Origin of the sequence: Amycolatopsis sp. WAC 04197, from assembly GCF_003947475.1 — a bacterium.
Lineage (GTDB): Bacteria > Actinomycetota > Actinomycetes > Mycobacteriales > Pseudonocardiaceae > Amycolatopsis > Amycolatopsis japonica.
Genome location: NZ_QHJK01000003.1, coordinates 265,134 through 290,502 on the forward strand (window position 1 = coordinate 265,134; position 25,369 = coordinate 290,502).

A 25,369-nucleotide genomic window follows, 5' to 3' on the forward strand; every position below is an offset into this window, starting at 1 on the left:
CTCCTTTCACTCCATCGAGGAGGGAGACCAGGGTTCGGCGCCGATTCGGGTCGGCACGCGCGGGACAGTACAGCCATCGCTGATACGTCAGCAACGGCTGAACCATGACCCGACGGAGTGTCCGGACGCCACCCTCTGTTTCGTCGCTGTCTGTCAAGCCAGTGGCGAACGAGGACGCGGAGGCGACCCGAAAGAGTCCGGTGTGGCCACTCCAACGGCCGTGTCGCGGGCACGGCGGGGAGTTTCGGCGCGGCCCCGCGTGACACCTCAGCACAATTACTGGCCCGATTGCGTGGCGGACATAAAGCGCCGAGTGACGTGAAAAAAAGATTTCCTGCGCAATGGGAAAATCGGCATTCGGGTGGCCTTGTCGTATTACCTGAAAGTGCGCTTGTGTGGGAAAAACCCCTTGCTATGTTGATCCTGCGGCTCCGCACTTCGGGGCATGACCGGCACGCCGCGATTTGTGGATCTTGTTTGTTCACACGACTATCGAAGGGTGGACCTTGCTGTGACCGTGACCGAATCGGGCACTTCCGCCGAAGGTGTCCAGGGGTCGGAAAACCCGCAGCTGAGTTTGGGTCGCGCCGCCGCGCGCAACCTGGCGACGACGACCAAATCCGTTCCGCAGATGCAGGGAATTTCGTCCCGGTGGCTGCTGAAGTCCCTCGAATGGGTTCAGGTGAACGGCGGTGCCTACCGGGTCAACCGGCGGCTGAATTACGCGGTCGGCGACGGGCGGGTGACCTTCTCGAAGGCGGGCACCGAGGTCAGCGTGATCCCGGCGGAACTCGGTGAACTGAAACCGCTCAAGGGATATGACGACGAAGAGGTCCTCGCCGAACTCGCACGCCGCTTCGAACAGCAGGAAGTGGCGGCCGGCGACGTACTCGTCGAATTCGGGCACCGCGCCGATCGGGTCTTCCTCATCGCGCACGGCAAGATCAGCAAAACCGGTCCCGGTCACTACGGTGACGAGACCGCGCTCGGCGTCGTCAAGGACGGCGACTACTTCGGCGCGCAGGCCCTCGTGGACGACGACGGCATCTGGGAGTTCACCGCGAAGGCGTCCACCGCCTGCACCGTGCTCACCCTGACCCGTCAGGACTTCGAGCGCGTCCTCGAACAGTCCGAATCGCTGCAGGCGCAGATCGAGCAGGCCTCGCAGGACTCCGGACGCTCCAACGACTTCGGCGAGGCCGAGATCGACATCTCGTCCGGACACGACGGTGAGCCGCTGCTGCCGGGCACGTTCGTCGACTACGAGACCTCACCGCGCGAATACGAACTGAGCGTCGCCCAGACCGTGCTCCGGGTCCACAGCCGGGTGTCCGATCTCTACAACCAGCCGATGGACCAGACCGAACAGCAGTTGCGCCTGACCATCGAAGCGCTGCGTGAGCGGCAAGAGCACGAAATGATCAACAACACCGACTTCGGCCTGCTCCACAACGCCGACTTCACCCAGCGGATCGCGACGCGCACCGGACCGCCGACGCCGGACGACTTCGACGACCTGCTCGCCCTGGTGTGGAAGGACCCCGGCTTCTTCCTCGCGCATCCGCGCACGATCGCCGCGTTCAGCCGTGAGTGCAGCAAACGCGGCATCTACCCGACCGGCACCGACCTCGGCGGGCACAAGGTGCCGTCGTGGCGCGGCGTCCCGCTCCTGCCGTGCAACAAGATCCCGGTGAGCCAGACCAGCACCAGTTCCGTGCTGCTGATCCGCACCGGGGAGAAGAACCAGGGCGTCGTCGGCCTGCGTCAGATCGGCCTGCCGGACGAATACGAGCCCGGACTGAACGTCCGGTTCATGGGCATCTCGGAGCAGGCGATCATCTCCTACCTGGTCAGCACCTACTACTCCGCCGCCGTGCTCGTACCGGACGCGCTGGCCGTCCTCGAAGCCGCCGAACTCGGCCGCGAAGGATGACCGCCGCGACGCCGGAGGCCGACCGGCGGCTCAGTCTCGGCCCAGCCGCCGCGCGGAACCTGGCGACGACCACCAAGACGCGGCCGCAGATGCAGAGCATCACGCCGCGCTGGCTGCTGAAGATGCTGCCCTGGGTCGAGGCGACCGGTGGCACCTTCCGGGTCAACCGGCGGCTGACCTACGCGATCGGCGACGGACGGGTGAGCTTCACCAACGTCGGCACGGAGGTCCGGGTCGTCCCGCAGGAACTCGCGGAATTGGCCCTGCTGAGGGGTTTCGACGACGAGGACACGCTCACCGCGCTCGCCGACCGGTTCGTGCAGCACGAGTACCAACCCGGCGAGACGATCGTCAGCCACGGCGCTCCGCTCGACGAGGTCGTGCTGGTCGCGCACGGCAAGATCGCCAAGGTGGTGCCGGGTGAGTACGGTGCCGATGCCTCCGTCGGCAGCATGGCCGACGGCGACCATTTCGGCGACGAGATGCTCGCCGGTATCGACCGGAACTGGCCCTTCACCGCCAAGGCCGTCACCCCGGTGATCGTGCTGACCCTGCGTGCCGAAGACTTCGCCGACCTCAACGGCCGGTCGGAGGCGATGCGCCGTCATGTGCAGGACATGCTGTCGCACAAGGGAAAACCGCAGAACGCCAAGGGCGAGGCCGAGATCGGGATGTCGTCCGGACACGACGGTGAACCGCTGCTGCCGGGTACGTTCGTCGACTACGAGATCTCGCCACGCGAGTACGACCTGGCCGTCGCGCAGACGGCGCTCCGGGTGCACACACGGGTGACCGATCTCTACAACGGGCCGATGGACCAGTTCGAAGAGCAGCTCCGGCTGACCATCTCGGCGCTGCGTGAGCGGCAGGAGCACGACCTGATCAACAACCGCGAGTTCGGGTTGCTGCACAACGCCGATCTCAAGTCGCGTTTCCAGACCCGGTCCGGCCCGCCGACACCCGACGACATGGACGAACTCGTCAGCCGCCGCCGCAAGACGAAGTTCTTCCTCGCCCATCCCCGCGCGATCGCCGCGTTCGGCAGGGAATGCACGCGTCGCAGCCTGTATCCGGAGGGCACCACCGTCGACGGCAAGGTGGTCGCCGCGTGGCGCGGGGTGCCGCTCCTGCCCTGCGACAAGATCCCGATCACCGAGAACGGCACGTCCTCGATCCTCGCCATGCGGACCGGCGTGGAGGACAACGGCGTGATCGGGCTGCACCAGACCGGCCTGCCCGACGAGTACGAGCCCGGACTGAACGTGCGCTTCGACGGCATCTCCGATCAGGCGGTCGCCAGCTACCTGGTCAGCACCTACTACTCCGCCGCCGTGCTCGTGCCCGACGCGCTCGGTGTGCTGGAGAACGTCGAGGTCGCGCGGTGACCCCTCGCCCCGCGACGACAACGAACAACAACGCTCCAGAAAGGACCACGCACGTGACCATCGCCCGTACTCCCGCTCCCGCCAAGGTTCTGCGCACCGAGTATCAGAAGTCGGTGGCGTCGTACTGGAACAAGGAGAAGGACCCGGTCAACCTGCGTCTGGGCGATGTGGACGGGCTCTATCACCACCACTACGGCGTCGGCGAGGTCGACTGGTCGGTGCTGGAAGGCCCCGAAGAGACCCGCGACGAGCGGATCATCGCCGAAATGCACCGCCTGGAGACGGCGCAGGCCGACGTCCTGCTCGATCACCTCGGCGACGTCAAACCGGACGACCACCTCCTCGACGCCGGCTGCGGGCGCGGCGGGACCAGCATCATGGCCAACGCGAGGTTCGGCTGCCACGTCGACGGGATCTCGATCTCGGAGAAGCAGGTCGAGTTCGCCAATCACCAGGCGGATATCCGCGGCGTCGCCGACCGGGTGCGCTACCACTTCCGCAACATGCTCGACACCGGCTTCGAAAGCGGCTCGCGCAAGGCCATCTGGAACAACGAAAGCACGATGTACGTGGACCTCCACGAGCTGTTCGCCGAGCACGCGCGACAGCTGGAGTTCGGCGGCCGCTACGTCACCATCACCGGGTGCTACAACGACGTGACGGGCGGCCGGTCGAAGGCCGTCGCGCAGATCGACCAGCACTACACGTGCAACATCCATCCGCGCAGCGAGTACTTCAAGGCCATGACGGCCAACGACCTGGTGCCGATCTCGGTGGTGGATCTGACGCCGGACACGATCCCGTACTGGGAGCTGCGCGCGAAGTCTTCGGTGGCGACAGGGATCGAAGGACCGTTCCTGGACGCCTACCGCGAGGGCAGCTTCCACTATCTGCTCATCGCCGCGGACCGCGTCTGAACCTGGAGAGCGAAGCGATGACCGAACAGGGTGCGCTCGCCACACTGCTGGCCGGTCCGAGCGGGCTGGGTACGTCCGCCGCCCGGCTGGCGGCCCGGCTGACCGCGGTTCCTCAGGAGGCTCCGGTACCTGAGGAACCCGGTCTCGACCCGGCTTACGCGTACCGGCCGTGGGGTGACGGGTCGGCGCCGCCGCTGTACTGCCCCGTCACCGAACGGATCAACGACCCGCTCGCCGTGGAGGTCGACCGGCGGCTGGTGCTGTGGGCGGGGGAGTGCGGATTCTCCGATGAGGAGTGCGAGCAGATCGGGAAGGCGGGCTTCGGCAGGCTCGTCATGCTCGCCCATCCGGACTGCGAGGATCCCGAGCGGCTGTTGATCTCGGCGAAGCTCAACGCCGCCTGGTGGGCGGCCGACGACCTCTACGCCGACGACACGTCGCTCGGCGCGGTGCCGGCCGAGCTGCCGCCGAAGCTCGCGCTGGCGATGGCCGCGATGGATCCGGTGCCGTCGCTGGGCGAATTCAGCCGAGACCTCGACGAAACGCTGCGAAACGACCGGGTCCTGGTGGCGCTGGGCTCGGCGACGGATTTCCTGCGGCGATCCGGGACGGCCGCGCAGGTCCAGCGTGTCTGCTATTCGACCTTCGCGATGTTCGTGAGCTGGACGGCCTACGCGGCGTGGCGTCACAGCGGGAAATACCCGCCCGCGTGGGAGTATCTCGCCGCTCGGCAGCACGACAGCTTCTACACCTCGATGACGTTGATCGACGTTCTCGGCGGATACGAACTGACGTCGAACCTCTACTACGACCCTCGGGTCCGCGAGGCGGCGATCCAAGCGGGCACGGCGGCGGTGCTCGTCAACGACGTCCACTCCGTCACCAAGGATCTGGAGGACGAATCGCCGCCCTGCAACGCGGTCCTGCTGATCGCCGACGACCGGAAATGCACGATCGAAGAGGCCACGGCGATCACCGTCGAGCTGCACAACGACGTCGTGCGTGACTTTCAGGCCGCCCACGAGCAGCTGAGCGCGGTTCCTTCCGTTGAGCTGCAACGGTTCCTGCGCGGGTTGCGGGGCTGGATGGGCGGCGGTTTCGAATGGCACTCGACGAGCCCGCGCTACCGGACGAAGCCCAGCGTTTAGTCCTCTGGATGCGGTAGTTCGCGGTACGAACTTCCGCATTCAGAGGACTAAACGCGGATTGACCGCTCACGGCTGGGCCGGGATCGCGAACGCGTCTTTGGGCTGGAGATCAGGATGGAGGTCGCTTCCGTAGGCCAGCTTCCTGCCGACGCGCATCGCGAGAAACGACGGCGGATCCGCCGAACGATTGACCTCCTCCTGTCGCCGGGTCAGTTCTTCGAGGGTGCGCCGTGCGTCGGAATAGTCCATCGTCTCCAGATCGATCCGGGCGAGCCGTCTCGCCGCGTTGCGGACTTCCAGATAGGAATTCCCGCAGCGCTCGGCGTTCGACTGGCGCCGTTGCGCGCCGAGCACGGTTTGGAACGATCCCAGTGTCGCGGAGACCAGGGCGAGCACACCGACCAGACCGGCGCGGCTCGCGCCCGACAGCGCGAGCCCGCCGGCCGCGGCGGCCACGCCGGCGGCGGGCAGGCCGACGAGCAGATTGATGGTCCACCAGATCCGCGACTGCACGAACTGGGTCCTGGCTATCTGGTGGGTCTGCTGTTGGATCAAGACGAGCTCGCGAACAAGCGGTTCGTAGCGCTCGTCTGTGATCCCGGTGCCTTGTCCCTGATCGCCCAATGTCCGTCTCCTCTCCCGTGCGGCCGATGCTCCCAGTGATATCGCGGACGGAACAGTGGGTCTTACAACCGAAACCGCGTTAACGGGCATGGACGTGCCCACGACTAGCAGTCATGAACTGGCTTCTGGTGGTGGGGACCTTGCTGGGAACAGCGATCGGCGCCGCGGGCACGATCGTGAGCCAGCACGTGGCGGGGCGGTCCGCCGAACGCAGGGAACGCCTGGTGCGCGCGGCGGACCGCCGAACGGAATTGCGTCTCGCAGTGGAGGGATACCTCGAGGTCTACCAGGAGATGGAGCGCGCGACCGCGGACGGGGCCGAGCGGTCGACAGAGCTTTCGCATCGCATGTGGTTCCTGCACAACCGGCTGGCGTTGATCGCGCCGACCGGTCTCGCCGGTCCGCTCGGTGAACTGGCCGACCAGCTCAACCGAGCCTATTGGGACGGGACACCCGATGGTCAGCTCGTCTGGGACTACCTGCACGAGCACTGGGCTCGGTTTCGTGAAGCCGCGCACTCCGAGCTTCAGGCATTGGACCCGCCCGTCGGCTAGACGACGCCGGCCTCGATCAGCTGGCCCCAGATCACGCCCTGGTCCACGACCTCGACTTCGAGCTTTTCGGCCTTGGTGAGCTTGCTCGCGCCGACATCGGCTCCGGTGATGAGCAGGTCCGTGTTCGCCGACACCGACGACGCGATGGTCGCGCCCGCCTTTTCGCACAGCCGCTGGAAGGTCGGGCGCGGCACCTTCTCACCGGAGCGCGGGTCGCTGATCGATCCGGTGACCACGACCGTCTTGCCTTCCAGCGGAGCGCCGGCCGCGACGACCGGCGGGAGGTCTTCTTCCCGTACGTCCAGCGAGACACCGGCCTCGCGCAGCCGCTCGAGCTCGGGACGGAGGCGGGTGAGGTGCTCGATGAGGGACGCCGCAACCTTCGGACCGATGTCCTCGACAGCGACCAGACCTTCTTCGCCCGCGTCCACGACGGCTTCCAGCGAACCGAACCCGGCCCGGCACAGCCGCGCGGCGGTGCCTTCGGAAGCCATCGGGATCGCGAGACCGATCAGCGCGCGGCGCAGGCCGACGGCCCGGCTCGCGTCGATCGACTCGATCATGCGGGTGGCGGAGATGTCGCCGATGCGGTCGAACTCCAGCAGCTTTTCCTTGGTGAGCCGGTAGAAGTCCGACGGGTGTTCGAGAATCCCGGCTTCGGCGAGCCGCTCGATCCAGACGCCGCCGATCGCGTCGATGTCCGCGGCCGCGCGCGACGCCCAGTGGATCAGCCGCCGGACGGTCTGGGCGGGGCAGGCGACGTTGGTGCAGAACAGTTCCCGGCTGTTGCCCTGTTCGGTCAGCGGCTCTTCGCACGACGGGCACACCGACGGCGGCACGATCTCCCGCTCCTCGCCGGTGCGCTTGGCGGCGTCGAGGACACCGGCCACGAACGGGATCACGTCGCCGGCGCGCCGCACGAGCACGGTGTCGCCGATCTTGATCCCGCGGGCCTTGATGACCTCCTGGTTGGCCAACGTCGCCCGCGTGACGGTGGTCCCGCCGACGAACACCGGCTCCAGCCACGCGACGGGCGCGATCTTGCCGGTCTTGCCGACGTCCCAGACGACGTCGGCGAGCACGGTGGTCTTCTCCTCGGCGGCGAACTTGAAGGCCAGCGCCCCGCGCGGTGAGCTGGACCGCGTTCCGGCGGCGGCGTACGCGTCGCGATCCGCCAGGCGCAGCACCGCGCCGTCGAGGTCGTAGTCGAGATCGTTGCGCTGCTGCTCGATGGTCGTGATGACGGCCTGCGCCGACTCGGCGTCTTCGCAGTGCCGCATGTCGGCGGCGGCGAATCCGAGTGTCCGCAGCGCACCGTCGAGATCGGTTTCCGCGCTGTCGGGTTCCGTGGAGAGGTCGAACGCGAAGAACTGCAGACGCCGCTCGGCGACCGTGGCCGGATCCTTCGCGCGCAGGGTGCCGGCGGCGGCGTTGCGCGGATTGATCAGCGGCTTGTCCGGGTGGACCTTGTTGTAGGCGGCGAAAGTGGAACGCAACATGACGGCCTCGCCACGGACCTCGACCCGGCCGGGCGCGTCGACCTTGTCCGGGACGCCGTCGGTCAGCGCCCGGACCAGCATCGTCACGTCGTCGCCTGTGGTCCCGTCGCCGCGGGTGACCGCCCTGGCGAGCCGGCCGTTCTCGTAGACGAGGGCGAGCGACAGGCCGTCGAGCTTCGGCATGACGACCACCGGCTGCCCGGGGAACCGGGCGAAGAACGCCTCGACCTGCTCGGGTTTGGTCGCCTTCTCCAGCGACAACATCGGCCGCGAGTGCCGGATGGGCGCGTGCAGGACCGCGGGCGCGCCGACCTGGTCGAGCGGGTTCGGCTCCGGGGCGAGCTCGGGATTCGCCTCGATGAGCCCGCGCAATTCGTCTTCGATCGCGTCGTAGTCGGCGTCGGCCACCTTCGGCGAGCCTCGGTAGTAGGCGTCGCGAAGGACGACGATCTGATCGGCGAGTTCTTGGATGCGGTCCCGAGCGTTCACGGGGCTGAGATTACCCGGGACCTCCGACAGAACCCGGTCCGAAGAGGACTCGTGTCACGGGTTGATGGCGAGCACCAGGAACGAGGCCAGCAGGACCAGGTGCACCCCGCCCTGCAGCCGGGTCGCGCGGCCGGGGACGACGGTGAGCACGCTGACCGCGATCGTCAGCGCCAGCAGCACGATATGGGTCGCGCCGAGGCCCAGCAGCAGGGGCCCGTCCAGCCAGATCGACGCCAGCGCGATGGTCGGGATGGTGAGCCCGATGCTCGCGATCGCCGAACCGTAGGCGAGGTTGATGCTGGTCTGCATCCGGTCGCGCCGCGCGGCCCTGGTCGCGGCCAGCGTTTCCGGCAGCAGCACCAGCATGGCGATCACGACGCCGACGAACGACTGCGGGAAGCCCGCCGCGCTGACCCCCGCTTCGATGGCGGGGGATTCGACCTTCGCCAGGCCGACCACGGCGACCAGCGCCACGAGCAGCAACCCGAGGCTGGTGAGCGCGGCCTTGTTTGTCGGCGGCTCGGCGTGTTCCTCTTCCTTGACCGAGCCCTCGCTGTCGACGGGCAGGAAGAAGTCGCGGTGACGCACGGTCTGAGTGAGCACGAAGAGGCCGTAGAGCAGCAGAGAGGCGACGGCGGCGAAGGTGAGCTGCGTGCCGTTGAAGGCCGGCCCCGGGGTGCTGGTGGTGAAAGTCGGCAGCACGAGACTGACGGTCGCCAGCGTCGCCACCGTGGCGAGCGCGCCGCCGCTGCCTTCGGGGTTGAAGTGCGTCTCGCCGTACCGACGGGCGCCGACCATGAGCGAAATACCGGCGATGCCGTTCATGGTGATCATCACCGCGGCGAACACCGTGTCGCGGGCCAGCGTCCCGGCCTCAGGGCCGCCGGAGGACATCATCGTCACGATCAACGCGACCTCGATGACCGTGACCGCGATCGCCAGCACCAGCGAGCCGAAAGGCTCCCCGACGCGATGCGCCACCACTTCGGCGTGGTGCACCGCGGCCAGCACCGTCCCGCCGAGCGCGAGCGCGACGATGATCACCGGCACCGCGCCCAGGTCGCGGCCCCAGCTCAGCGCCAGCACGACGATGGCGACGACCGGCATGACGGTGGTCCAGGACAGGGGGAATCGCCTGTGGGAAGCGGCCATGCCGCCACCTTCGCACACTCTGCGTGACGTCGCCGCTCCATGGGGGTCGCGGGGTGACGAAGTTCTTAGCGAGCGCCGACCCCGTTCAGGAAGGTCTCGACGAGCAGATCGGCGGCGCGCGGGGCGTCCATGTCCTCCCGCGAAGCGAGATGGAGGAGCTGGATCAGCAGCCTGCCCGCCCAGCCGTCCGGGACGTCCGCGCGGAGAAATCCCTCGTCGGTGGCCCGCTGCAGGAACGTCTCCACCTCGGCGGAGAGCCGGTTCCGGCGGTCCTGGATGGCGGGTTCGGCGCGCATTCGGGTCAGTTCGACCGGCCAGGCGCGGTTGACCTCGATGATGCCCTCGATGTAGCGGTGCAAGGCCACAGGAACAGCCGTCTCGGTGAGCCGGGCGGCTTGAACGACCTGCTCGACCGCGGTCAGCCGTGAGTCGTAGATGGCGGCCAGGAGCTCCTCGCGGGAGGCGAAGCGCCGATAGACGGTGCGCCTGTCGACACCGGCTTCGGCGGCGATCGCGTTGATGCTGGCCGAGGGGTCGTGAGCGAGCATGCGCGCGCCGGTGGTCAGGACGGCTTCGAGATTGCGCGTCGCGTCGGCTCTCATGTCGGGAATGTATCACGCAGCTGTGTCGTTAACTGTCATAAGTGCTACTCAGTTGTGACAGTTAGCGAGGTAGAACGATGATCACGAACCACAGGCTCTTCATCGGAGGCGAGTGGGCGGCACCGAGCGATCCCGCGCGGCTGGACATCGTGTCCCCGCATGACCAGTCGGTTCTCGGACGCGTCGTCCAAGCTCTTCCGGCCGACGTCGACCGTGCCGTCGCCGCGGCCCGGCTCGCCTTCGACGAAGGCCCGTGGCCACGGACTCCGCCGGAGGAGCGGATCGCGGTGCTCCGACGGCTGAACGCGCTGAGAGAGGCCCGCGCGGACGAGATCGCCGAACTCATCTCGGCCGAGAACGGCTCCGCGCTCTGGTTCACCAAGGCCGGACAGCCCGGAGTGGGACGGCTCGCCGTCTCGTATCTGAAGGCGGCGGAGGAATTCGGGTGGGAGGAGACGCTCACGCCCTCGGACCCGTCCGCGCCGTTCCGTTCGATCGTGCGGCGGGAGCCGATCGGAGTGGTCGCCGCGATCATCCCGTGGAACTCGCCGTTTTCGGCGTCGATGGCCAAGATCGTCCCGGCGCTGCTCGCGGGGAACACCGTCGTCCTCAAGGTCTCGCCGGAGAATTCGCTCAGCATGAGCCTGCTCGCGGACCTGCTCGAGGAGGCCGGGCTGCCGTCCGGAGTGATCAGCGTGCTGCCCGCGGACCGCGAGACCAGCGAATACCTGGTGAAGCACCCTGGTGTCGACAAGATCGCGTTCACCGGTTCGACCGCCGCCGGCCGCCGGATCGCGTCACTGGCGGGGGAGCGGCTGAAACGGGTCAGCCTGGAGCTGGGCGGGAAGTCCGCGGCGGTGATCCTGCCCGACGCCGTCCTCGAGGACGTGATCGCCGGGCTGAAGTTCGGATCGCTGCTCAACAACGGCGAAGCCTGCATCGCACAGACACGGATCCTCGCGCCGCGCGACCGGTACGACGAGGTCGTCGCCGGGCTCAAGGAGATGATGGAATCGCTCGTGGTCGGCGACCCGGCCGACGAGAAGACCTTCATCGGCCCGATGGTGCGGCCGGACCAGCAACAGCGGGTGCGCGACTACATCGAGATCGGAATCGCCGAGGGCGCGCGCCTGGTCACCGGAGGCTCGGGAATCCCGGCAGGCCTGGACAAGGGCAACTACGTCACGCCGACGTTGTTCGCCGACGTCGACAGCACGATGCGCATCGCCCAGGAGGAGATCTTCGGGCCCGTGCTCGTCGTCATCCCCTATACGGACGAGGACGACGCGGTCCGCATCGCCAACGACTCCGAGTACGGGCTCTCCGGCGGCGTCTGGTCGGCCGACGAGGACCGCGCGCTCGCCGTCGCACGGCGGATGCGCACCGGAACGGTCACCGTCAACGGGGCGCCAATCGGCTTCGACGGTCCCTTCGGCGGCTACAAGGCCAGTGGCATCGGCCGTGAATACGGCGCGGCCGGCCTCGCGCAGTACGTCGAGCTCAAGACCGTCACGAAAGGCGAGCGTCCGGGATCTTGACCGTGATCCGCTCGTCCGCGGCCAGGATCCGCTGCAGGCGGAACCGGCAGAGCGTATGGAACATTTCGCCCAGCTCTTCGGGGTCGATGCGGCCTTCGAGGTCGCGCTTGCTCGCGTTGAGCACCCGGCTGATCACGTTCGCGGGCAACCGGCCGCCGAACTCGCCCATCAGCCAGACACCGATTTCGCCGATCTCGTCCGTGATCGTGCGCTGCGCGGTCATCAGCCGTACCCCTCTGCTTCGGAGTGTCGCCGGTTTGCCCCGGCGACACTCCGACGGGCGACCGGATCACCCATGACGGGGATACCGCGAGATTGCTCTGCTCGGCCTAATCACCGACGCCGGTTGCACCGAACCGTGCAGTGGGCGGGGCGATCTCCGGGGAAACCCCGATGTGATCGACATCCGGGTGTGCCAGCCTCGATGGTGACCATTGTGGACAGTCGGAGAGGAGGGCACACACGTAGTGGCCCCGGCAAGTGATGAACAAACCACGCGGTGGATCGCGGAACTGACGGCCCTGACGGAGCTTTACCGGTCCTCGGGATCGGCGGGCCAGGTGTCATACGAGGGGTGGCACACCGGAGCCCGGATCGGGACCAGCACCGGGGACGGGCGGATGCTGGCCTACCAGGATTCGGGGGTCGAGGCGGAATGCGTCTTCCGGGCGGGAGAAAGCACGCTGTTCAACATCATGAGCACCGGATACGGGAGTGACACCACGGAGCGCGGGTTCGCGGTGTGGAGCGCGCGGCCGGGCGCGCTGGGAGCGATCGATCCCGGGGTGACCCGGCTGGACGTAACCGACGCGGACGGCGTCGTCGTCCAGGCCGAGATCGTGGCCCACACTTTCGCCGTGGACGTGGACCTGGGGCCGGCGCCCCGGACGATCGAAGAGGTGTTCGCGCCCTGGGAGCCGCCGGAGCTGACGGTCCGGGTGTACGGCGAGGATGACGCGTTGCGCTACGAAGGTCCCTTGCTGACCAGGTGACGCGAAGGCCCCCTTCACCGCGTCCGCGACGAAGGGGGCCTCCAGTTACTGGCGAGATCAGCCGTTCGGAGTCGTGATCACCGCGAAGGTGGATCCCTGACTGGCGATCCGCTCGCTGAGATCGGTCGTGATCGTCTCGATCGGCGCGTAGTTGTTCAGCTCACCGGCCTGGCAGGGGCCCGAGCGGGACTGCTGGTTGCCGACCAGGATGCCCAACGCCGCGTGGTCGGCCTGGCTGAACAGCGGTCCGCCGCTGTCGCCCGGACGAGCACACAGGTCGGTGTTGATGCCGACATCGGTGGACAGGACCCGGCCGCAGCGGGTCCCGACGAGGTAGCCGGCGCCCGCTCCGCTGTCGACGGAATCGGGGTAGTTCACCTTGCTCGACGCCGTGCCGGAAGCACAGACGACATATCCGGCCTTGATCTCGGCGAGCTTGCGCGCGCCGGTGATGTACTCGTCCACCGAGGTGGCCTGCGCACCGCACGGGGTGTCGCCGTTGCTGTCCATGCCTCCGTTGCGGCAGTACTTCAGCACCCGGTTGCGGCCGGTCTGGCCTTCGAGCCACTTCGTCGATGCCGCGTCGTTGACGTAAGGGAGGGCCGCGTAGTCGTACGGATACGAGCTCTTCTCGATGCCGTGCTGCTGCAGGACGTCATTGCCGTTGTGCTGGGTCGGCGTGTTGTTGGTCTTCGTCCGCATGCAGTGCCCGGCGGTGAGCACCCAGCCCTTGCCGGGGAAACCGCCACCGGTGGAGCGCAGGTTGAACCCGCTGGTGCAGCCGCCCCAGGTGCCGTCGTCCCGCTTCATGTCCAGCCGGAGGCCGCCCCGCATCGGACCGTAGTTCGTGCAGTAGAGCGGATGACAGAAACCGAGATCCACGTTCGGCGTGGCCAGCGCGTTCGGATTCTTCAGCACCCGGGAGACGACCATGCCGGATTCCTCCGCCGTGGCCCGTTGCGCGGTGCTCGTCTCGGTGGCCACGGCCGCCTTCGCCCGCGCTACCCAGTCGCGTTCCCAAAGCACGACACGGTTTTCCGACTCGCTCACCGACGGGAGGTAGACCGCGTCCGGTCCCGCGCCGACCTTGGCCGCGACGCGTTCCTTCGCCGCTGTGAGCTGCTGCAACGAGTGCTGGACCTGTTGCGTGCGAACTGCGGAACGCCTTGGCATCGCCCTCAGATACGGCTCGGCCGCCGCAGGCTTGGTCATCGCGACGACCAGCTGCCCCCGGTCCTGGTCGAGCCACATGCCGCCGTACTCGGCGCCGCGGTCGCGTCGCAGCAGTTCGTCCAGCTTGCCGCCGTCGGTCTGCAATTCCAGGCGGCGCAACGCCTCCTGTTCGCTCACTCGGTAGTTCTCGACGAGATAGCGCACCGACTCCCGCACCGAAGCGGGGTCGAGCGAGGTGTGGAACGACTGCACGGTTTCGGCCGACGCCGAGCCGCCCAGTGCCGTGGCCGCCGCCAGCACCGAAACGACCAGGGCCCCCAGTCTTCTAGCTCTCCGCACGAGATCTCCTCACATGTCGGGACTTCGCGATCATTTAACCGGAGGGCACCGAACGGGCGTGGAGATTTTCCGACATTGCCGCGCCCCGTGCCCGCGACGAGGCGGGCACGGGGCGGAACTCGTTTACAGACTCGGCTCTCGCCGCGGTTTACCTTGTCGGGACTTGACAATCCAGGCGCCGAAAAGAGTCAGGAGACCGATGCTGGTCCCCGCCGACACCCCGACTTTCGGAGTGCTGATCTCGACGACGCCGACGACGATGGCGCCGCCGACCGTCAGCAGCAGGCACATCCGCAACGTCGGAGCCCAGCCGGCGAGGACCGCCATCGCCAGGCAGAGCCAGCTGTCGCGGCTCTGCACTTTGCGATGGCGTCCCGGCGTCCTCAGCAGCGGCCGCGCCGCGCGGATCATCTCCGCGGACGTCGCGACTCGCCGAGCCGGCTTTTCGACGTGTTCGATGACGACCTTGACCCGTTGGGGCGGTCCGTTGTCTGGTGTCTTCGCGTTATCAGGCTGTATGGTCACGACCGTCCTGTCCTTGTTCTAGCGAGCTTGCGAATGGACATCCGCGTGGCCTCCTGTGACAGCAGGGGGCCACGCGTGCGTTACCGGTTCTTGACCGGTGCGGCTGAGGACATCTTGGCGAAAGCGGACTGTGACCGTTCAGTAGTACAGCGTGTGTCGCGCTGAACGGTATGCACGCGTCGCTCAACGGTCTGGGTGACCCGGAAAACTACTAAAAGTAGCGGGTGGGGCCGAATGGACCAGCGCCGCCGACAGCTCGGCAACTTGCCTTCCCCGGCGCCGACGTGAAAGTGCAGCTGCGGTTCTCTTCGCAGGTGGCGACCAAGATCTTCCCCTGTGCACTTGCCACTTTCGCACGATGCGAAATGCTGATCGCAACTGCCGAGTACGGTCGAACTTCGGTCAAGCTCACCGAGATTCGAGCAGTCGTGCTCACGTTGGGTTCACTCGTTCAGGCGCTTGGTCGCCCGTAGCCGACCCGCTCGGCTTACCAACAGCGAGTGACTGGTCTGAACGGGTGGACACTCAGCCGAGCAGTAGGAGTGCGTAGTAGGCGAGGAAGTGTTCGACCATGTAGGCGCCGCCGGTCGCCTGTGCGAATGAGGCTTGGGTGTGAGCGCGCGTGGTTTCGAGTAAGGCGGGGATTCGCTCGTCGTCGCCGGGAAGGGTGCGCGCGAGCCGGTGCCAGCACCAGGCTCGGTGCAGGTTGAGGCCGTGCAGGTGGGCGAGCAGCCCGTCGGAGGTGTCGGTCGCGGTCACCGGCGTGAAGAGCGTCGCGGGTTTCCGTTCCGCGACGCCGGGCAGGAAGCCGTCCAGCCAGCCTGCGAACTCGGCTGTGGGGAGCAGGCGGGACATGAGTTCGGCTTCGGCGAGAGCGGGGGACGGGAAGTCGGCCCCGGAAGGTTCCCAGGAGCCGGGGTAGTCACGGTCGGAACCGAACCAGCGCCAGGCGGTCTCGGTGAGGACCTGGAGCAGCCGCGGGTCGCCGTGGTCGGCGAGATGGCGTGCGTACGGCAGGGCGCGGGACAATCCGAACGCGCCGTTGTCATGCACCCCGTATCGGATCGGGTAAGTGGCCTTGGGCAGCCAGCCGAGGTAGCGGGTCACGAAGATCGCACTCAACTCTCGCAGCCCCGTCGACCAACGCGCGGCGTCCGGGTCGTCCCAGGTAGCGGTTTCGAAGGTGAGCTCCAGCAACGCCGACCAGCCGTAGGGGCGCTGAGTGGTGCGGTGTTCCTCTGGGGTGAAGAAAGCGACCTCGCCCGCGAGCGCGTCTGCGGTCAGGTGTTCGTCGAGGGTGTCGCGGATCTCGTCGGCGGGCACGAGTTCCCCGTGATGGCGAAGCAGGCGTACGAGCACCCAGAACATCTCGACGCACGAATGCCAATCGAAACTGCCGTAGAAGCACGGGTGCGCCAGCCGCGGGGAGAGGATGGGTACGCCTTCGAGGTGCCAGTGACTTTCGTGGTGCGGATACTCGCGCGCGACGTTCGTCAACGCCGTCCTGGCCAAGGACTCCGCATTCGCCTCAAGCAGCTCGTTTCGTTCGGAATCCCAATCGGTCATGACGGTGCCCCCAGAACCTCGTGAGTGGTAAGGACGGTTCTAACCGTCCTTACCACTCACGAGGTCATCTACGATGCGGAAGTGGACGAACGACCGATCACCACGGCGCAGCGCAACTTCCGTCGGGTCGCCGGCGAGCTGGAAAGCATGGGGACCCAGGATCGTTTCACCTACATCTTCCGCTCCCGGTTGTGGAGTTCCTCGTCGGCCTCCGGGCCCGGCTCCGAGGCCGTCCAGACGCGGGAGCTGAGCGATCAGTTGCCGCTGCTCCTCGATCGCTTCGGGGTTCGGACGCTGCTCGATCTCCCCTGTGGCGACTACGGCTGGCTCAGCGAGGTGGATCTCGATCTCGACCGTTACATCGGTGCGGACATCGTTCCCGATCTCATCGAGCTGAACACGGAGCGGTTCCGGGACGATCCGGTCCACGAGTTCCAGGTGCTCGATCTGACCGCCGACCCGCTGCCGACGGCCGATCTTGTGCTCTGTCGGGATTGCTTGGTGCATCTCAGTTTCGCCGACATCGAGCGGGCGTTGCGCAATCTTCGGCGGAGCGGTTCCCGGTACCTGCTGACGACGACCTTCACTGAACTCGGCACCAACAACGACATCGTGACCGGCGACTGGCGGCCGCTGAACCTGTGCCGCGAACCGTTCGAGTTTCCCGAACCGCTGGCCGTACTGGTCGAAGGGTGCACCGAGGAGGGCGGCGCCTACGCCGACAAATCCTTGGGGCTGTGGGAGATCTCGGCGATCGTGGACTAGCGGAGCGGGAACTCGTCGCCGTGTTCCTCCTGGGGACGCGGGCCGAAGATGCGTCGCTCGGCCTCGGGGATGGCGACGTCGTTGATGCTCGCCTCGCGACGGCTCATGAGGCCGTGCTCGTCGAACTCCCAGAGCTCGTTGCCGTAGCTGCGCCACCACTGTCCGGCCCGGTCGTGCCATTCGTACTGGAACCGGACGGCGATCCGGTTCTCGGTGAACGTCCAGAGATTCTTGCGCAGCGCGTAGTCCAGCTCTCGCTCCCACTTCGCCGTCAGGAACGCGGCGATCTCCTCCCGGCCCTGGACGAAGATGTCGCGGTTCCGCCAAACGGAGTCCGGCGTGTACGCCGACGCCACCTTCCGGGGATCGCGCGTGTTCCACGCGTCCTCCGCCGCCTGGACTTTCCGCAGCGCCGTCTCCCGGGTGAACGGCGGGTAGGGCGGGCGATCTTCCGTCATGGTCGAACCTCCTCATGTGGAGAACGTGCGTTCTCTACGCTTGGCGCCTACGATAGGGAACGACCGTTCTCGACGTCAAGGGAGTACCGATGCCTGCCGCCGTCACCGACGAGCAGAACCGCGTGGACCGCGAAGCCCTGCTCGATGCCGCCGAGAAACTCTTCTACGAGAACGGCATCCAGGCGGTCGGCATGGATCAGGTCCGCGCGGCGTCCGGCCTCTCGCTCAAGCGGATCTACCGCTTCTTCGAAGCCAAGGAAGACCTCGTGGTGGCGATGCTCAAACGCCGTGATCAGCGCTGGCGGGGCAGCCTGGCCGCTCGAGTGGAGCAGGTCCACGATCCCCGGGCGCGCGTGCTCGCGGTCTTCGACTGGCTTGCCGACTGGTTCGCCGAACCCGGCTTCCGCGGCTGCGCCTGGATCAACGCCCACGGCGAGTTCGGTCCGTCGTCCGCGGCCGTACTGGCCGAGGTGCGGGCCCACAAACAGGCGTTCCACGAGCAGATCGAGACCTGGGTGCGGGCCACCGGACGGCCGGTCACGGAACCGGTGTACCTGCTCGCCGAAGGAGCGATCGTGACGGCGGGGATCAGCGGCGACCCGGCGCCGGCCCGTCAGGCGCGCGAGGCCGTCAAGGCGCTGCTCGGGCTGTGATCACCAGCTGAGCGCGCTGATCATTCCTCGTTCCAGCACGGGGGACAGGGTGGTCATGAAGCTGGCGGTGACGTGGTTGTCGTCCATGTACACCAGCACGTTCCCCACGACCGGGCGGCAGAGTCCCCGTCCGCAGAAGTAGTCGCTGAAGTCGAGGAAGGAGACGTTCTCGGGGACGTCCTTCAGTTTCGCGTACGGCGGCTCGGCGAGCAGCTTGTTCCGTGGCACGGTGCATTCGGGTGCTTTGATTCCGTGAGCGTCGATGCAGGCGGGCGGGGAGAAACCGGGGCGGGGACTGTCCCGGATCGCCACCACCGGGATTCCCGCGCGGTCGAGGACCTTCCACTGGTCGACGAACCCCTGCGGCGTCTTCTCCGTGGGGCCGACCCGGACGTCCCGCGTGGACAGTGCCACGACGGCGTCCGGCCGCATCGCCAGGATTTCCTTCTGTGCCGCCGAATTCCATGCGAGACAGCCCGGGTCGCCCGGCATCACGTCCGACGTCGTGGAGAACGGGCACGCTCCCTTGAGCATGAACGTGACCTGGTAGCCGTTCTTCTCCGCCATCGGTTTGATCGCCGCCAGGTATTGCTGCATATGCGAGTCACCGACGGCGACGATCGTCTTCGTCGGGGGACCTTCCGGCCGGGACGTGCAGACTTCGAGGATCTGATCGAACCGGGACGGTGTGCACTGCGCGTCGGGGATACCGCCCCAGTCGTTCGGGACGGCGATCAGCGGCGGTAGCGCTTCCTTGCCGGGGACGGTCTTCTTCGGCGCCTCCGGGTCGCGCGCCATCGCGCCGGGATGGTTTTCGTCGTCGAGCGCGATCGTGAAGTCGGCCTTCTTGGTACTCACCACCTGCCAGGTTCCGGCGACCAGGAGCACCGGGAGCAGCGCGAGCACGGCGAATCGGTACGCGCCCCAGGGCGTCCGCTCGCCGATCGAGGACTTCCGCACCGGTTCTTCGACGAACCGGTAGGTGACGGCCGCCAAGACCAGGGACACGCCGATCACCACCGCCCCGCCGAGTGGTCCGACGGCTTCGCGATGCCGCGCGACCAGGTAGAACAGCAACACCGGCCAGTGCCACAGGTACAGCGCGTAGCTGAGGTTGCCCAGGTAAACCAGCGGCCGGGACGACAGGAACCGATCCGCGCCCGCGCGGCTGCCGGTCGCACCGGCGACGATCACGAGCGCGGCGGACACGGTCGGCCACAAGGCCGCCCAGCCGGGGAAGACCTCGCCGACGTCCAGGACCATCCCGCAGGTCACCAGCGCGGCCACGCCGATCCAGCCCAGCATGATCCGGGCGAGCCGTGGCAGGACGAAGCGGTCGATGGCCAGTGCGAGCAGCCCCCCGAGGGCGAACTCCCAGACCCGGGTGAGGGAGTGGAAGTAGGCCAGCGGCTGGTTCGTCGCGGTGAGCCGGATGGAGAACGCCAGTGACACGGCGAACAGCACACCGAGGGTGATCGCGACCGAGCCGGTCAGGGAACGGCGCAACCGGGTGGCGGCGAAGGCCACGAGCCCGATCAGCAGGGGCCACACGAGATAGAACTGCCCCTGAATGGACAGTGACCAGTAGTGCTGGACGACACTCGCCGTGTTGTGCTGGGCGAAGTAATCGACCGAGTCCGCCGCCAGCCGCCAGTTTTCGACGTAGAGCGCGGCGGCGAAGACCTCCTTGATGGTCTGGAACCAGCGATCCTGCGGCAGCAGCCACATCCCCAGGAAGAGCACCGCGAGCAGAACGGTCAGCGCGGCGGGGAACAACCGCTTGATCATCCGGCCCCACAGCGGCCGGAACGCGATCCGTCCACGGCCGGCGGCCCGCACCAGCTGGCCGGTGATCAGGAACCCGGAGATCAGGAAGAAGACGTCGACGCCGCCGGAGATCCGGCCCAGCCACACGTGGTAGACCACGACCAGTAACGCCGCGAGGGCACGCAGTCCCTGCAACTCTGGCCGATAGCGGCGGCGCGTTTCCGCTGCTTCGGCGGCTGGCATACGCGATTCCTCACTGACGGTCGGACGTCCTGGCAGCCTAGGTGGTGACCCAGGGTGATTTCGTTCCCGCCCTGCCGGACGGAAGACCCCAGGCTTCCGCCACCCGCTCCGGGGTCAGCACCGAAGCGGGCGCGCCTTCGCCGACGAGGCGGCCGTCCTGCAACAGCAGGCAGTGATCGGCCCGGCCCGCCACTTCGAGATCGTGCGTGACCCGTACGACCGTCGTGCCCTCGGCGAGTGCGGCGTGCAAGGCTTCGTCGATCAAACCGCGGGCGTGCAGGTCGAGACCGGCCGAGGGCTCGTCGAGCAGCAGCAACCCGGATCGCTGGGCGAGTCCCTGCGCCACCAGCGCGCGCTGCCGCTGCCCGCCGGACAGCATGCCGATCGGCCGGTCCGCGATCGACGTGATCTCCAGTAGTTCCAGGCAGTCCCCGACGATCTTCCGGTCCACCTTGGACAGTCGTCGCCAATGGCCCCGGTGCGCCCAGCGGCCCATCGTGACGGTCGCGCGCACGGTGATCGGCAGCGATCGCGACACCTCGCTCTGCTGGGTCACGTAGGCGACTCGGCTCGGATCCCGGCGGGTCACCGAACCGGTGGTCGGCGGGAGTACGCCCGCGACGAGGTTGAGCAGCGACGACTTGCCCGCGCCGTTCGCGCCGGCGACCGCGGTGAGCCGCGCCGACGGGATCTGGGCGGTGATCCCGCGCAGCACCTCGCGGGAGCCGTAATGGGCGTGCGCACGGTCGATCGTGAGCGCCGTTGTGTCCTGGGTCATCCCACCTCTTTCAGATAATGACAATCATTACCACTATAGTGTGACGCGTGGAATGGTTGCTGATCCCCTTCGAGGTGTCGTTCGTGCAGCGTGCGCTGGTGGCCGGAGTGCTGGTTTCGGCGGTGTGCGCGGTCGTGGGCACCTGGGTGGTGTTGCGCGGTATGGCGTTCATCGGCGACGCGATGTCGCACGGCATGTTGCCCGGCGTGGCGATCGCCTCGCTGACCGGCGTGAACCTGCTGATCGGTGCGGCGATCAGCGCCGGCGTGATGGCACTCGGGGTGACGGCGCTCGGGCGTTCGCGGCGGCTTTCCGAGGACACCACGATCGGGCTGTTGTTCGTCGGCATGCTCGCGAGCGGCGTGATCATCGTGTCGCATTCGCGGTCGTTCGCCGTCGATCTCACCGGATTCCTGTTCGGTGACGTGCTCGCCGTCGGATCGGGCGACCTGGTGGGCCTCGCGATCACCCTGCTCGTCGTGGGGGTGGTGGCACTGGCGGGACACCGCTCGTTCACCGCACTCACCTTCGACGTCCGCAAAGCACACACCCTGGGGCTGCGGCCACGGCTCGCGAACGCGGTGCTGCTCGGGCTGGTCACGCTCACGATCGTCGCGTCGTTCCGTGTCGTGGGGACACTGCTGGTGTTCGGCCTGCTCATCGCCCCCGCCGCGGCGGCGCTCTTCTGGTCGCGGCGGATCACCACGATCATGCTCGTCGCGGCGCTGCTCGGCATCGCCGCCACGGTCGGCGGTCTGCTCGTGTCCTGGCATTGGGGCACCGCGGCCGGCGCGACCATCGCCGCCGCAGCGGTCCTCCTGTTCTTCCTTTCCGCGTTCCTTTCCTTCGTACGACAGCGATTCCGTTCCCTGACACCGGAGATCGAGTGCTCACGATGAAACTGAAAGCAGTGGCGGCGGTCGTCACGGCGCTGACCCTGGCGGCGTGCGGCGGCGAGCAGCCGAAGGAGGTGACCGCGGAAGTCCCGCACGGCTATGTCGAAGGCGCCGAGGAAGCGGCCGAGGCGCAGTCACGGCTGATCGTCGCCGATTCGGACACGGGCGCGGTGCGGGTCGTGGACCTCATCACCGAGGAGGTGCACGAAGTCGGGCGCGTCGACGGCGTGCAAGCCGTGACCGGCGACGGCCGCTTCGGCTACCTGACCGCCGGTGACGGCACGATCCGGGTGATCGACAGCGGATCCTGGATGGTCGACCACGGTGACCATGTCCACTACTACCGGGCGAAGGTCCGTGATGTCGGGCTGGCGCCGGGAAAGCAGCTCTTGGCGGCCTACAGCGATCCCGCCGTCTCCGCACTGTCCTATTCGGACGGAACGGCGATCCTGCTCGACCGTGCCGCGCTGGACAAGGGGACGGTCACCGAACTGGGGAAGATCCCGCGCGAGCCGCATGCCGGCGTCGCGATCCCGTACGGCGAGCACATCATCGCCACGGTGGCGGACACCGGTAAGCCGTTCGCCCGCGGAGTGCGTGTTCACGACCGCCAGGGCAAGGCCGTGGCCGAGATCGACCAGCCGTGTCCGGAACTGCGGGGCCAAGCGGTGACCCGGCGTGGTGTCGTCTTCGGATGCGCGGACGGCGCTCTGCTGGTGACCGAAAAGGACGGTGCGTTCGCCGGGTCGAAGATCCCGTATCCGCGCAGCGTCACCGCTCAGGAACGCGCCACCGCCTTCTTCCATCGGCCGGGTGGTGCCACGCTGGCCGCCCGGGCGGGCGAGTCGGCCGTGTGGTCGCTGGACGTCGGACGCCGCAGCTGGCAGTACGTCGAGACCGGACCGGTCGCCGCGGTGAACGCCGTCGCTGAGGGCGGCCCGCTGCTGGTCCTCAGCCGAGACGGGAAGTTGCGCTCCTTCGACGGCACCGGCAAGGAACAGACGGCGATCCCGCTCCTGGCTCCGGAAGCGACAGCCGCCGCCTCGATCCAGGTCGATCTGACGCGCGCCTACGTCAACAACCCGCTGTCCGCTGAGGTGTACGAGATCGACTACAACGACAACCTCCGGCGTGCCAGGACCCTGAAGGTCGGCGGCAAGGCGGGTCACATCGTGGAGACCGGCCGATGAGGCGCCGGGCGCTCGCCCTGGTCGCGGTGGTGCTGCTGGCGGCGGCGGGGTGCTCCGGAAGTGGCGGGGGCGGCAAGTCGGTCGTCGTCACGACGAACATCCTCGGCGACATCACCCGCGCCGTCGTCGGCGATCAGGCCGACGTGACCGTGTTGATGAAGCCGAATGCCGATCCGCACTCGTTCGGCATCTCCGCACAGCAGGCCGCCCAGGTCGAGCGGGCGGGCCTGATCGTCTACAACGGACTCGGGCTCGAAGAGGGCATGCTGCGCACCGTCCGCACCGCCGAGGAAAACGGCGTACCGGCGCTGCCCGCCGGGGAACGGGTGAATCCAATCAGTTACGCCGACAACAAGCCGGACCCGCATTTCTGGACCGATCCGGCACGGGTGCGCGACGCGGTGAAGACGATCGCGGACGAGGTCGTCGCCCATGTCGGCGGCGTCGACGAAGCGGTCATCCGCGCGAACGCCGACCGCTATCGCGGGGAGATCGAAGCGCTCGACCGCATGATGACCGAGAAGTTCGGCGGGATTCCCCGTGAACGCCGGAAGCTGGTGACGAACCATCACGTGTTCGGCTACCTGGCCCAGCGGTTCGGATTCGAGGTCGTCGGCGCGGTGATCCCCGGCGGGACGACGCTCGCATCACCCAGTTCGTCGGATCTGAAATCTCTCGCCGACACCGTTCGCGCGGCGGGCGTGCCGGTGATCTTCGCGGATTCCTCCCAACCGGACCGGCTCGCGCGGGTACTGGCGGAGCAGGCCGGACTGCACGTCCAGGTGGCCCCGCTGTTCTCCGAGTCGCTCAGCGAACCAGGCCAGGGCGCGGCCACCTATCTGGAAATGATGCGCGCCAACACCGAATCGATCACCACCGGTTTGACCCGTTCCTGATCGGAACAGACGAAAGGCACAGTGAAATGGCACGGAAGACCCGATATCTCGCGCTGATGGCGACGACGGCGAGCACCCTCGCACTCGCCGCCTGCGCGACCGAACAGCCGGCGGCGGAACCCGGAAAGGACGCGGCTCCGGCTCCTGTCGTCGCGAATCCGGTGGCCGTCACCTACGACGGCGGAATCGTCCTGCTCGACGGGAAGTCCTTGCAGGTCGCGAAGAACCTTCCGCTGGAAGGCTTCAACCGGCTCAACCCGGCCGGAAACGACCGGCACCTCATGGTCTCGACCTCCACCGGGTTCCGGGTCCTCGACGCCGTCGGCGCCGTGCTGACGGACAACGAGGTGAAGGCGGCCAAGCCGGGCCACGTCGTCCGTCACGCCGGCAAGACGGTGCTGTTCGCCGACGGGACCGGTGAAGTGACCGTCTTCGACCCGAAGACGATCGGTACCGCTGCCTTCCCCGCGCCGAAGCACAAGACGCCGGAAGCGCATCACGGCGTGGCCGTCGAACTCGAGAACGGCGAACTGGTGACCACGGTCGGGAACAAGGACAAGCGCTCCGGGATCGTGGTGCTGGACAAGGACAAGAAGGAGATCGCGCGCAACGAGCAGTGCCCCGGTGTGCACGGTGAAGCCGCCGCGCGCGGGGAAGCGATCGTGGTCGGCTGCCAGACCGGGGCGCTGATCTACCGGAACGGGGTGATCACCAAGGTGACCAGCCCGGATGCCTACGGGCGCATCGGCAACCAGGCGGGTTCGGACGTCTCGCCGATCACCTTGGGCGACTACAAGGTCGACGAAGCGGCCGAACTCGAGCGCCCGACCCGGATTTCCCTGATCGACACCGAGAAGGCCACGCTCAAGCACGTCGACATCGGCACCAGCTACACCTTCCGCTCGCTGGCCCGCGGTCCTCAGGGCGAGGCGCTGGTGCTGGGCACCGACGGTCAGATCCACGTGATCGACCCGGTGAGCGGTGCGGTGACGAAGAAGATCGCCGTCATCGGCACTTGGCAGGAGCCGATCGAGTGGCAGCAGCCGCGCCCCGCGATCTTCGTCCGCGGCGGGACCGCGTACGTGACCGATCCCGGGAAGAAGGAGATCCACTCGGTCGACCTCGCGTCCGGCGCGAAGACCGCGACCGGCACGATCCCGGGAACGCCGAACGAGGTCAGCGGCGTGCTCGGAGGCTGATCAACGCGTCCGTGAAGGCCTCCTTGAGGGACCCAGAGTCCCTCAAGGAGGCCTTCACGGACGGAGCCGGAACCTGCGGCGGCAGGCG

Annotated in this window: 24 protein-coding genes; 13 read left to right on the forward strand and 11 right to left on the reverse strand. The window is 67.6% G+C overall.

Going from position 1 to position 25,369, the window contains the following annotated elements:
• Positions 1-511: 511 nt before the first annotated feature.
• The 4 genes from DMC64_RS14285 to DMC64_RS14300 are packed head-to-tail and all read left to right on the forward strand — an operon-like array spanning position 512 to position 5,383.
• Complete coding sequence (locus DMC64_RS14285; RefSeq protein ID WP_125733889.1) at positions 512-1,933, forward strand: family 2B encapsulin nanocompartment shell protein; 1,422 nt, start codon at positions 512-514, stop codon at positions 1,931-1,933.
• On the forward strand, positions 1,930-3,318 hold the full coding sequence (locus tag DMC64_RS14290; protein ID WP_037338180.1) for a family 2B encapsulin nanocompartment shell protein: 1,389 nt from the start codon (positions 1,930-1,932) through the stop codon (positions 3,316-3,318). Before DMC64_RS14285 ends, DMC64_RS14290 begins: the two co-directional genes overlap by 4 nt.
• 53 nt (positions 3,319-3,371) lie before the next feature.
• On the forward strand, positions 3,372-4,235 hold the full coding sequence (locus DMC64_RS14295; RefSeq protein WP_037338179.1) for a geranyl diphosphate 2-C-methyltransferase: 864 nt from the start codon (positions 3,372-3,374) through the stop codon (positions 4,233-4,235).
• A gap of 17 nt (positions 4,236-4,252) precedes the next feature.
• Complete coding sequence (locus DMC64_RS14300; protein ID WP_125733890.1) at positions 4,253-5,383, forward strand: family 2 encapsulin nanocompartment cargo protein terpene cyclase; 1,131 nt, start codon at positions 4,253-4,255, stop codon at positions 5,381-5,383.
• Between the two features lie 66 nt (positions 5,384-5,449).
• Here DMC64_RS14300 and DMC64_RS14305 read toward each other — a convergent pair whose 3' ends face one another.
• The gene (locus DMC64_RS14305) at positions 5,450-6,007 is read right to left on the reverse strand and encodes an SLATT domain-containing protein (RefSeq protein WP_158634215.1); all 558 of its coding nucleotides are present in this window, start codon (positions 6,005-6,007) and stop codon (positions 5,450-5,452) included.
• Positions 6,008-6,120: 113 nt separating this feature from the next.
• Between DMC64_RS14305 and DMC64_RS14310 the strand changes: the two genes are divergently transcribed.
• Positions 6,121-6,561 carry a hypothetical protein gene (locus tag DMC64_RS14310; protein ID WP_125733892.1) on the forward strand — a complete coding sequence of 147 codons (441 nt, stop codon included), beginning with the start codon at positions 6,121-6,123 and terminating at the stop codon, positions 6,559-6,561.
• On the opposite strand, the gene ligA is transcribed toward DMC64_RS14310, so the two are convergent.
• The 3 genes from ligA to DMC64_RS14325 all read right to left on the reverse strand — a co-directional run bounded on the left by ligA (position 6,558) and on the right by DMC64_RS14325 (position 10,303).
• A complete protein-coding gene (gene ligA / locus DMC64_RS14315; protein ID WP_125733893.1) occupies positions 6,558-8,549 on the reverse strand; it encodes an NAD-dependent DNA ligase LigA in 1,992 nt (663 codons plus the stop codon). The genes DMC64_RS14310 and ligA overlap by 4 nt on opposite strands.
• A 54-nt stretch (positions 8,550-8,603) precedes the next feature.
• Positions 8,604-9,701, reverse strand: a complete 1,098-nt coding sequence (locus DMC64_RS14320; RefSeq protein WP_037338171.1) for a calcium:proton antiporter — start codon at positions 9,699-9,701, stop codon at positions 8,604-8,606.
• A gap of 65 nt (positions 9,702-9,766) precedes the next feature.
• On the reverse strand, positions 9,767-10,303 hold the full coding sequence (locus DMC64_RS14325; protein ID WP_125733894.1) for a TetR/AcrR family transcriptional regulator: 537 nt from the start codon (positions 10,301-10,303) through the stop codon (positions 9,767-9,769).
• A 77-nt stretch (positions 10,304-10,380) separates the two neighbouring features.
• Between DMC64_RS14325 and DMC64_RS14330 the strand changes: the two genes are divergently transcribed.
• A complete protein-coding gene (locus DMC64_RS14330; RefSeq protein ID WP_125733895.1) occupies positions 10,381-11,841 on the forward strand; it encodes an aldehyde dehydrogenase in 1,461 nt (486 codons plus the stop codon).
• Here the strand turns inward: DMC64_RS14330 and DMC64_RS14335 are convergent.
• Positions 11,813-12,064, reverse strand: coding sequence for a hypothetical protein (locus DMC64_RS14335; RefSeq protein ID WP_038513300.1), 252 nt, complete (start codon positions 12,062-12,064; stop codon positions 11,813-11,815). The genes DMC64_RS14330 and DMC64_RS14335 overlap by 29 nt on opposite strands.
• Before the next feature lie 337 nt (positions 12,065-12,401).
• Here DMC64_RS14335 and DMC64_RS14340 point away from each other — a divergent pair, with 337 nt between their 5' ends.
• The gene (locus DMC64_RS14340; RefSeq protein WP_233629655.1) at positions 12,402-12,833 is read left to right on the forward strand and encodes a hypothetical protein; all 432 of its coding nucleotides are present in this window, start codon (positions 12,402-12,404) and stop codon (positions 12,831-12,833) included.
• Positions 12,834-12,890: 57 nt separating this feature from the next.
• On the opposite strand, the gene DMC64_RS14345 is transcribed toward DMC64_RS14340, so the two are convergent.
• The 3 genes from DMC64_RS14345 to DMC64_RS14355 all read right to left on the reverse strand — a co-directional run bounded on the left by DMC64_RS14345 (position 12,891) and on the right by DMC64_RS14355 (position 16,436).
• Positions 12,891-14,345: a trypsin-like serine protease gene (locus tag DMC64_RS14345; RefSeq protein ID WP_233629656.1), complete on the reverse strand. Its 1,455-nt coding sequence runs from the start codon at positions 14,343-14,345 to the stop codon at positions 12,891-12,893.
• 123 nt (positions 14,346-14,468) lie between these two features.
• Positions 14,469-14,870 carry a hypothetical protein gene (locus tag DMC64_RS14350; protein WP_233629657.1) on the reverse strand — a complete coding sequence of 134 codons (402 nt, stop codon included), beginning with the start codon at positions 14,868-14,870 and terminating at the stop codon, positions 14,469-14,471.
• Between the two features lie 525 nt (positions 14,871-15,395).
• Positions 15,396-16,436, reverse strand: a complete 1,041-nt coding sequence (locus DMC64_RS14355) for a DUF2891 domain-containing protein (RefSeq protein WP_125733897.1) — start codon at positions 16,434-16,436, stop codon at positions 15,396-15,398.
• An 81-nt stretch (positions 16,437-16,517) separates the two neighbouring features.
• On the opposite strand from DMC64_RS14355, the gene DMC64_RS14360 reads away from it, so the two are divergent.
• Positions 16,518-17,201, forward strand: coding sequence for a class I SAM-dependent methyltransferase (locus tag DMC64_RS14360; RefSeq protein ID WP_125733898.1), 684 nt, complete (start codon positions 16,518-16,520; stop codon positions 17,199-17,201).
• Here the strand turns inward: DMC64_RS14360 and DMC64_RS14365 are convergent.
• Entirely contained in the window at positions 17,198-17,659 is a 462-nt protein-coding gene (locus DMC64_RS14365; RefSeq protein WP_125733899.1) for a nuclear transport factor 2 family protein, read from the reverse strand. The two genes, DMC64_RS14360 and DMC64_RS14365, sit on opposite strands and share 4 nt — an antisense overlap.
• 89 nt (positions 17,660-17,748) lie before the next feature.
• On the opposite strand from DMC64_RS14365, the gene DMC64_RS14370 reads away from it, so the two are divergent.
• Positions 17,749-18,312 carry a TetR/AcrR family transcriptional regulator gene (locus DMC64_RS14370; protein ID WP_125733900.1) on the forward strand — a complete coding sequence of 188 codons (564 nt, stop codon included), beginning with the start codon at positions 17,749-17,751 and terminating at the stop codon, positions 18,310-18,312.
• Here the strand turns inward: DMC64_RS14370 and DMC64_RS14375 are convergent, their stop codons facing one another.
• The gene (locus tag DMC64_RS14375; protein WP_125733901.1) at positions 18,313-20,322 is read right to left on the reverse strand and encodes an acyltransferase family protein; all 2,010 of its coding nucleotides are present in this window, start codon (positions 20,320-20,322) and stop codon (positions 18,313-18,315) included.
• A 37-nt stretch (positions 20,323-20,359) separates the two neighbouring features.
• Positions 20,360-21,100, reverse strand: a complete 741-nt coding sequence (gene aztA, locus DMC64_RS14380) for a zinc ABC transporter ATP-binding protein AztA (protein WP_125733902.1) — start codon at positions 21,098-21,100, stop codon at positions 20,360-20,362.
• A 47-nt stretch (positions 21,101-21,147) separates the two neighbouring features.
• On the opposite strand from aztA, the gene aztB reads away from it, so the two are divergent.
• From aztB to aztD, 4 genes are read left to right on the forward strand one after another with little or no spacing between them, the layout of a single operon-like run.
• Positions 21,148-21,999 (forward strand): zinc ABC transporter permease AztB, encoded by an 852-nt coding sequence (gene aztB / locus DMC64_RS14385; RefSeq protein ID WP_037338133.1) that lies wholly within the window; start codon positions 21,148-21,150, stop codon positions 21,997-21,999.
• On the forward strand, positions 21,996-23,186 hold the full coding sequence (locus DMC64_RS14390) for a hypothetical protein (protein WP_125733903.1): 1,191 nt from the start codon (positions 21,996-21,998) through the stop codon (positions 23,184-23,186). Before aztB ends, DMC64_RS14390 begins: the two co-directional genes overlap by 4 nt.
• A complete protein-coding gene (gene aztC, locus DMC64_RS14395) occupies positions 23,183-24,082 on the forward strand; it encodes a zinc ABC transporter substrate-binding protein AztC (protein ID WP_125733904.1) in 900 nt (299 codons plus the stop codon). The genes DMC64_RS14390 and aztC overlap by 4 nt, the downstream gene beginning before the upstream one ends.
• Positions 24,083-24,108: 26 nt before the next feature.
• Positions 24,109-25,281, forward strand: coding sequence for a zinc metallochaperone AztD (gene aztD / locus DMC64_RS14400; RefSeq protein ID WP_125733905.1), 1,173 nt, complete (start codon positions 24,109-24,111; stop codon positions 25,279-25,281).
• Positions 25,282-25,369: the final 88 nt, after the last annotated feature.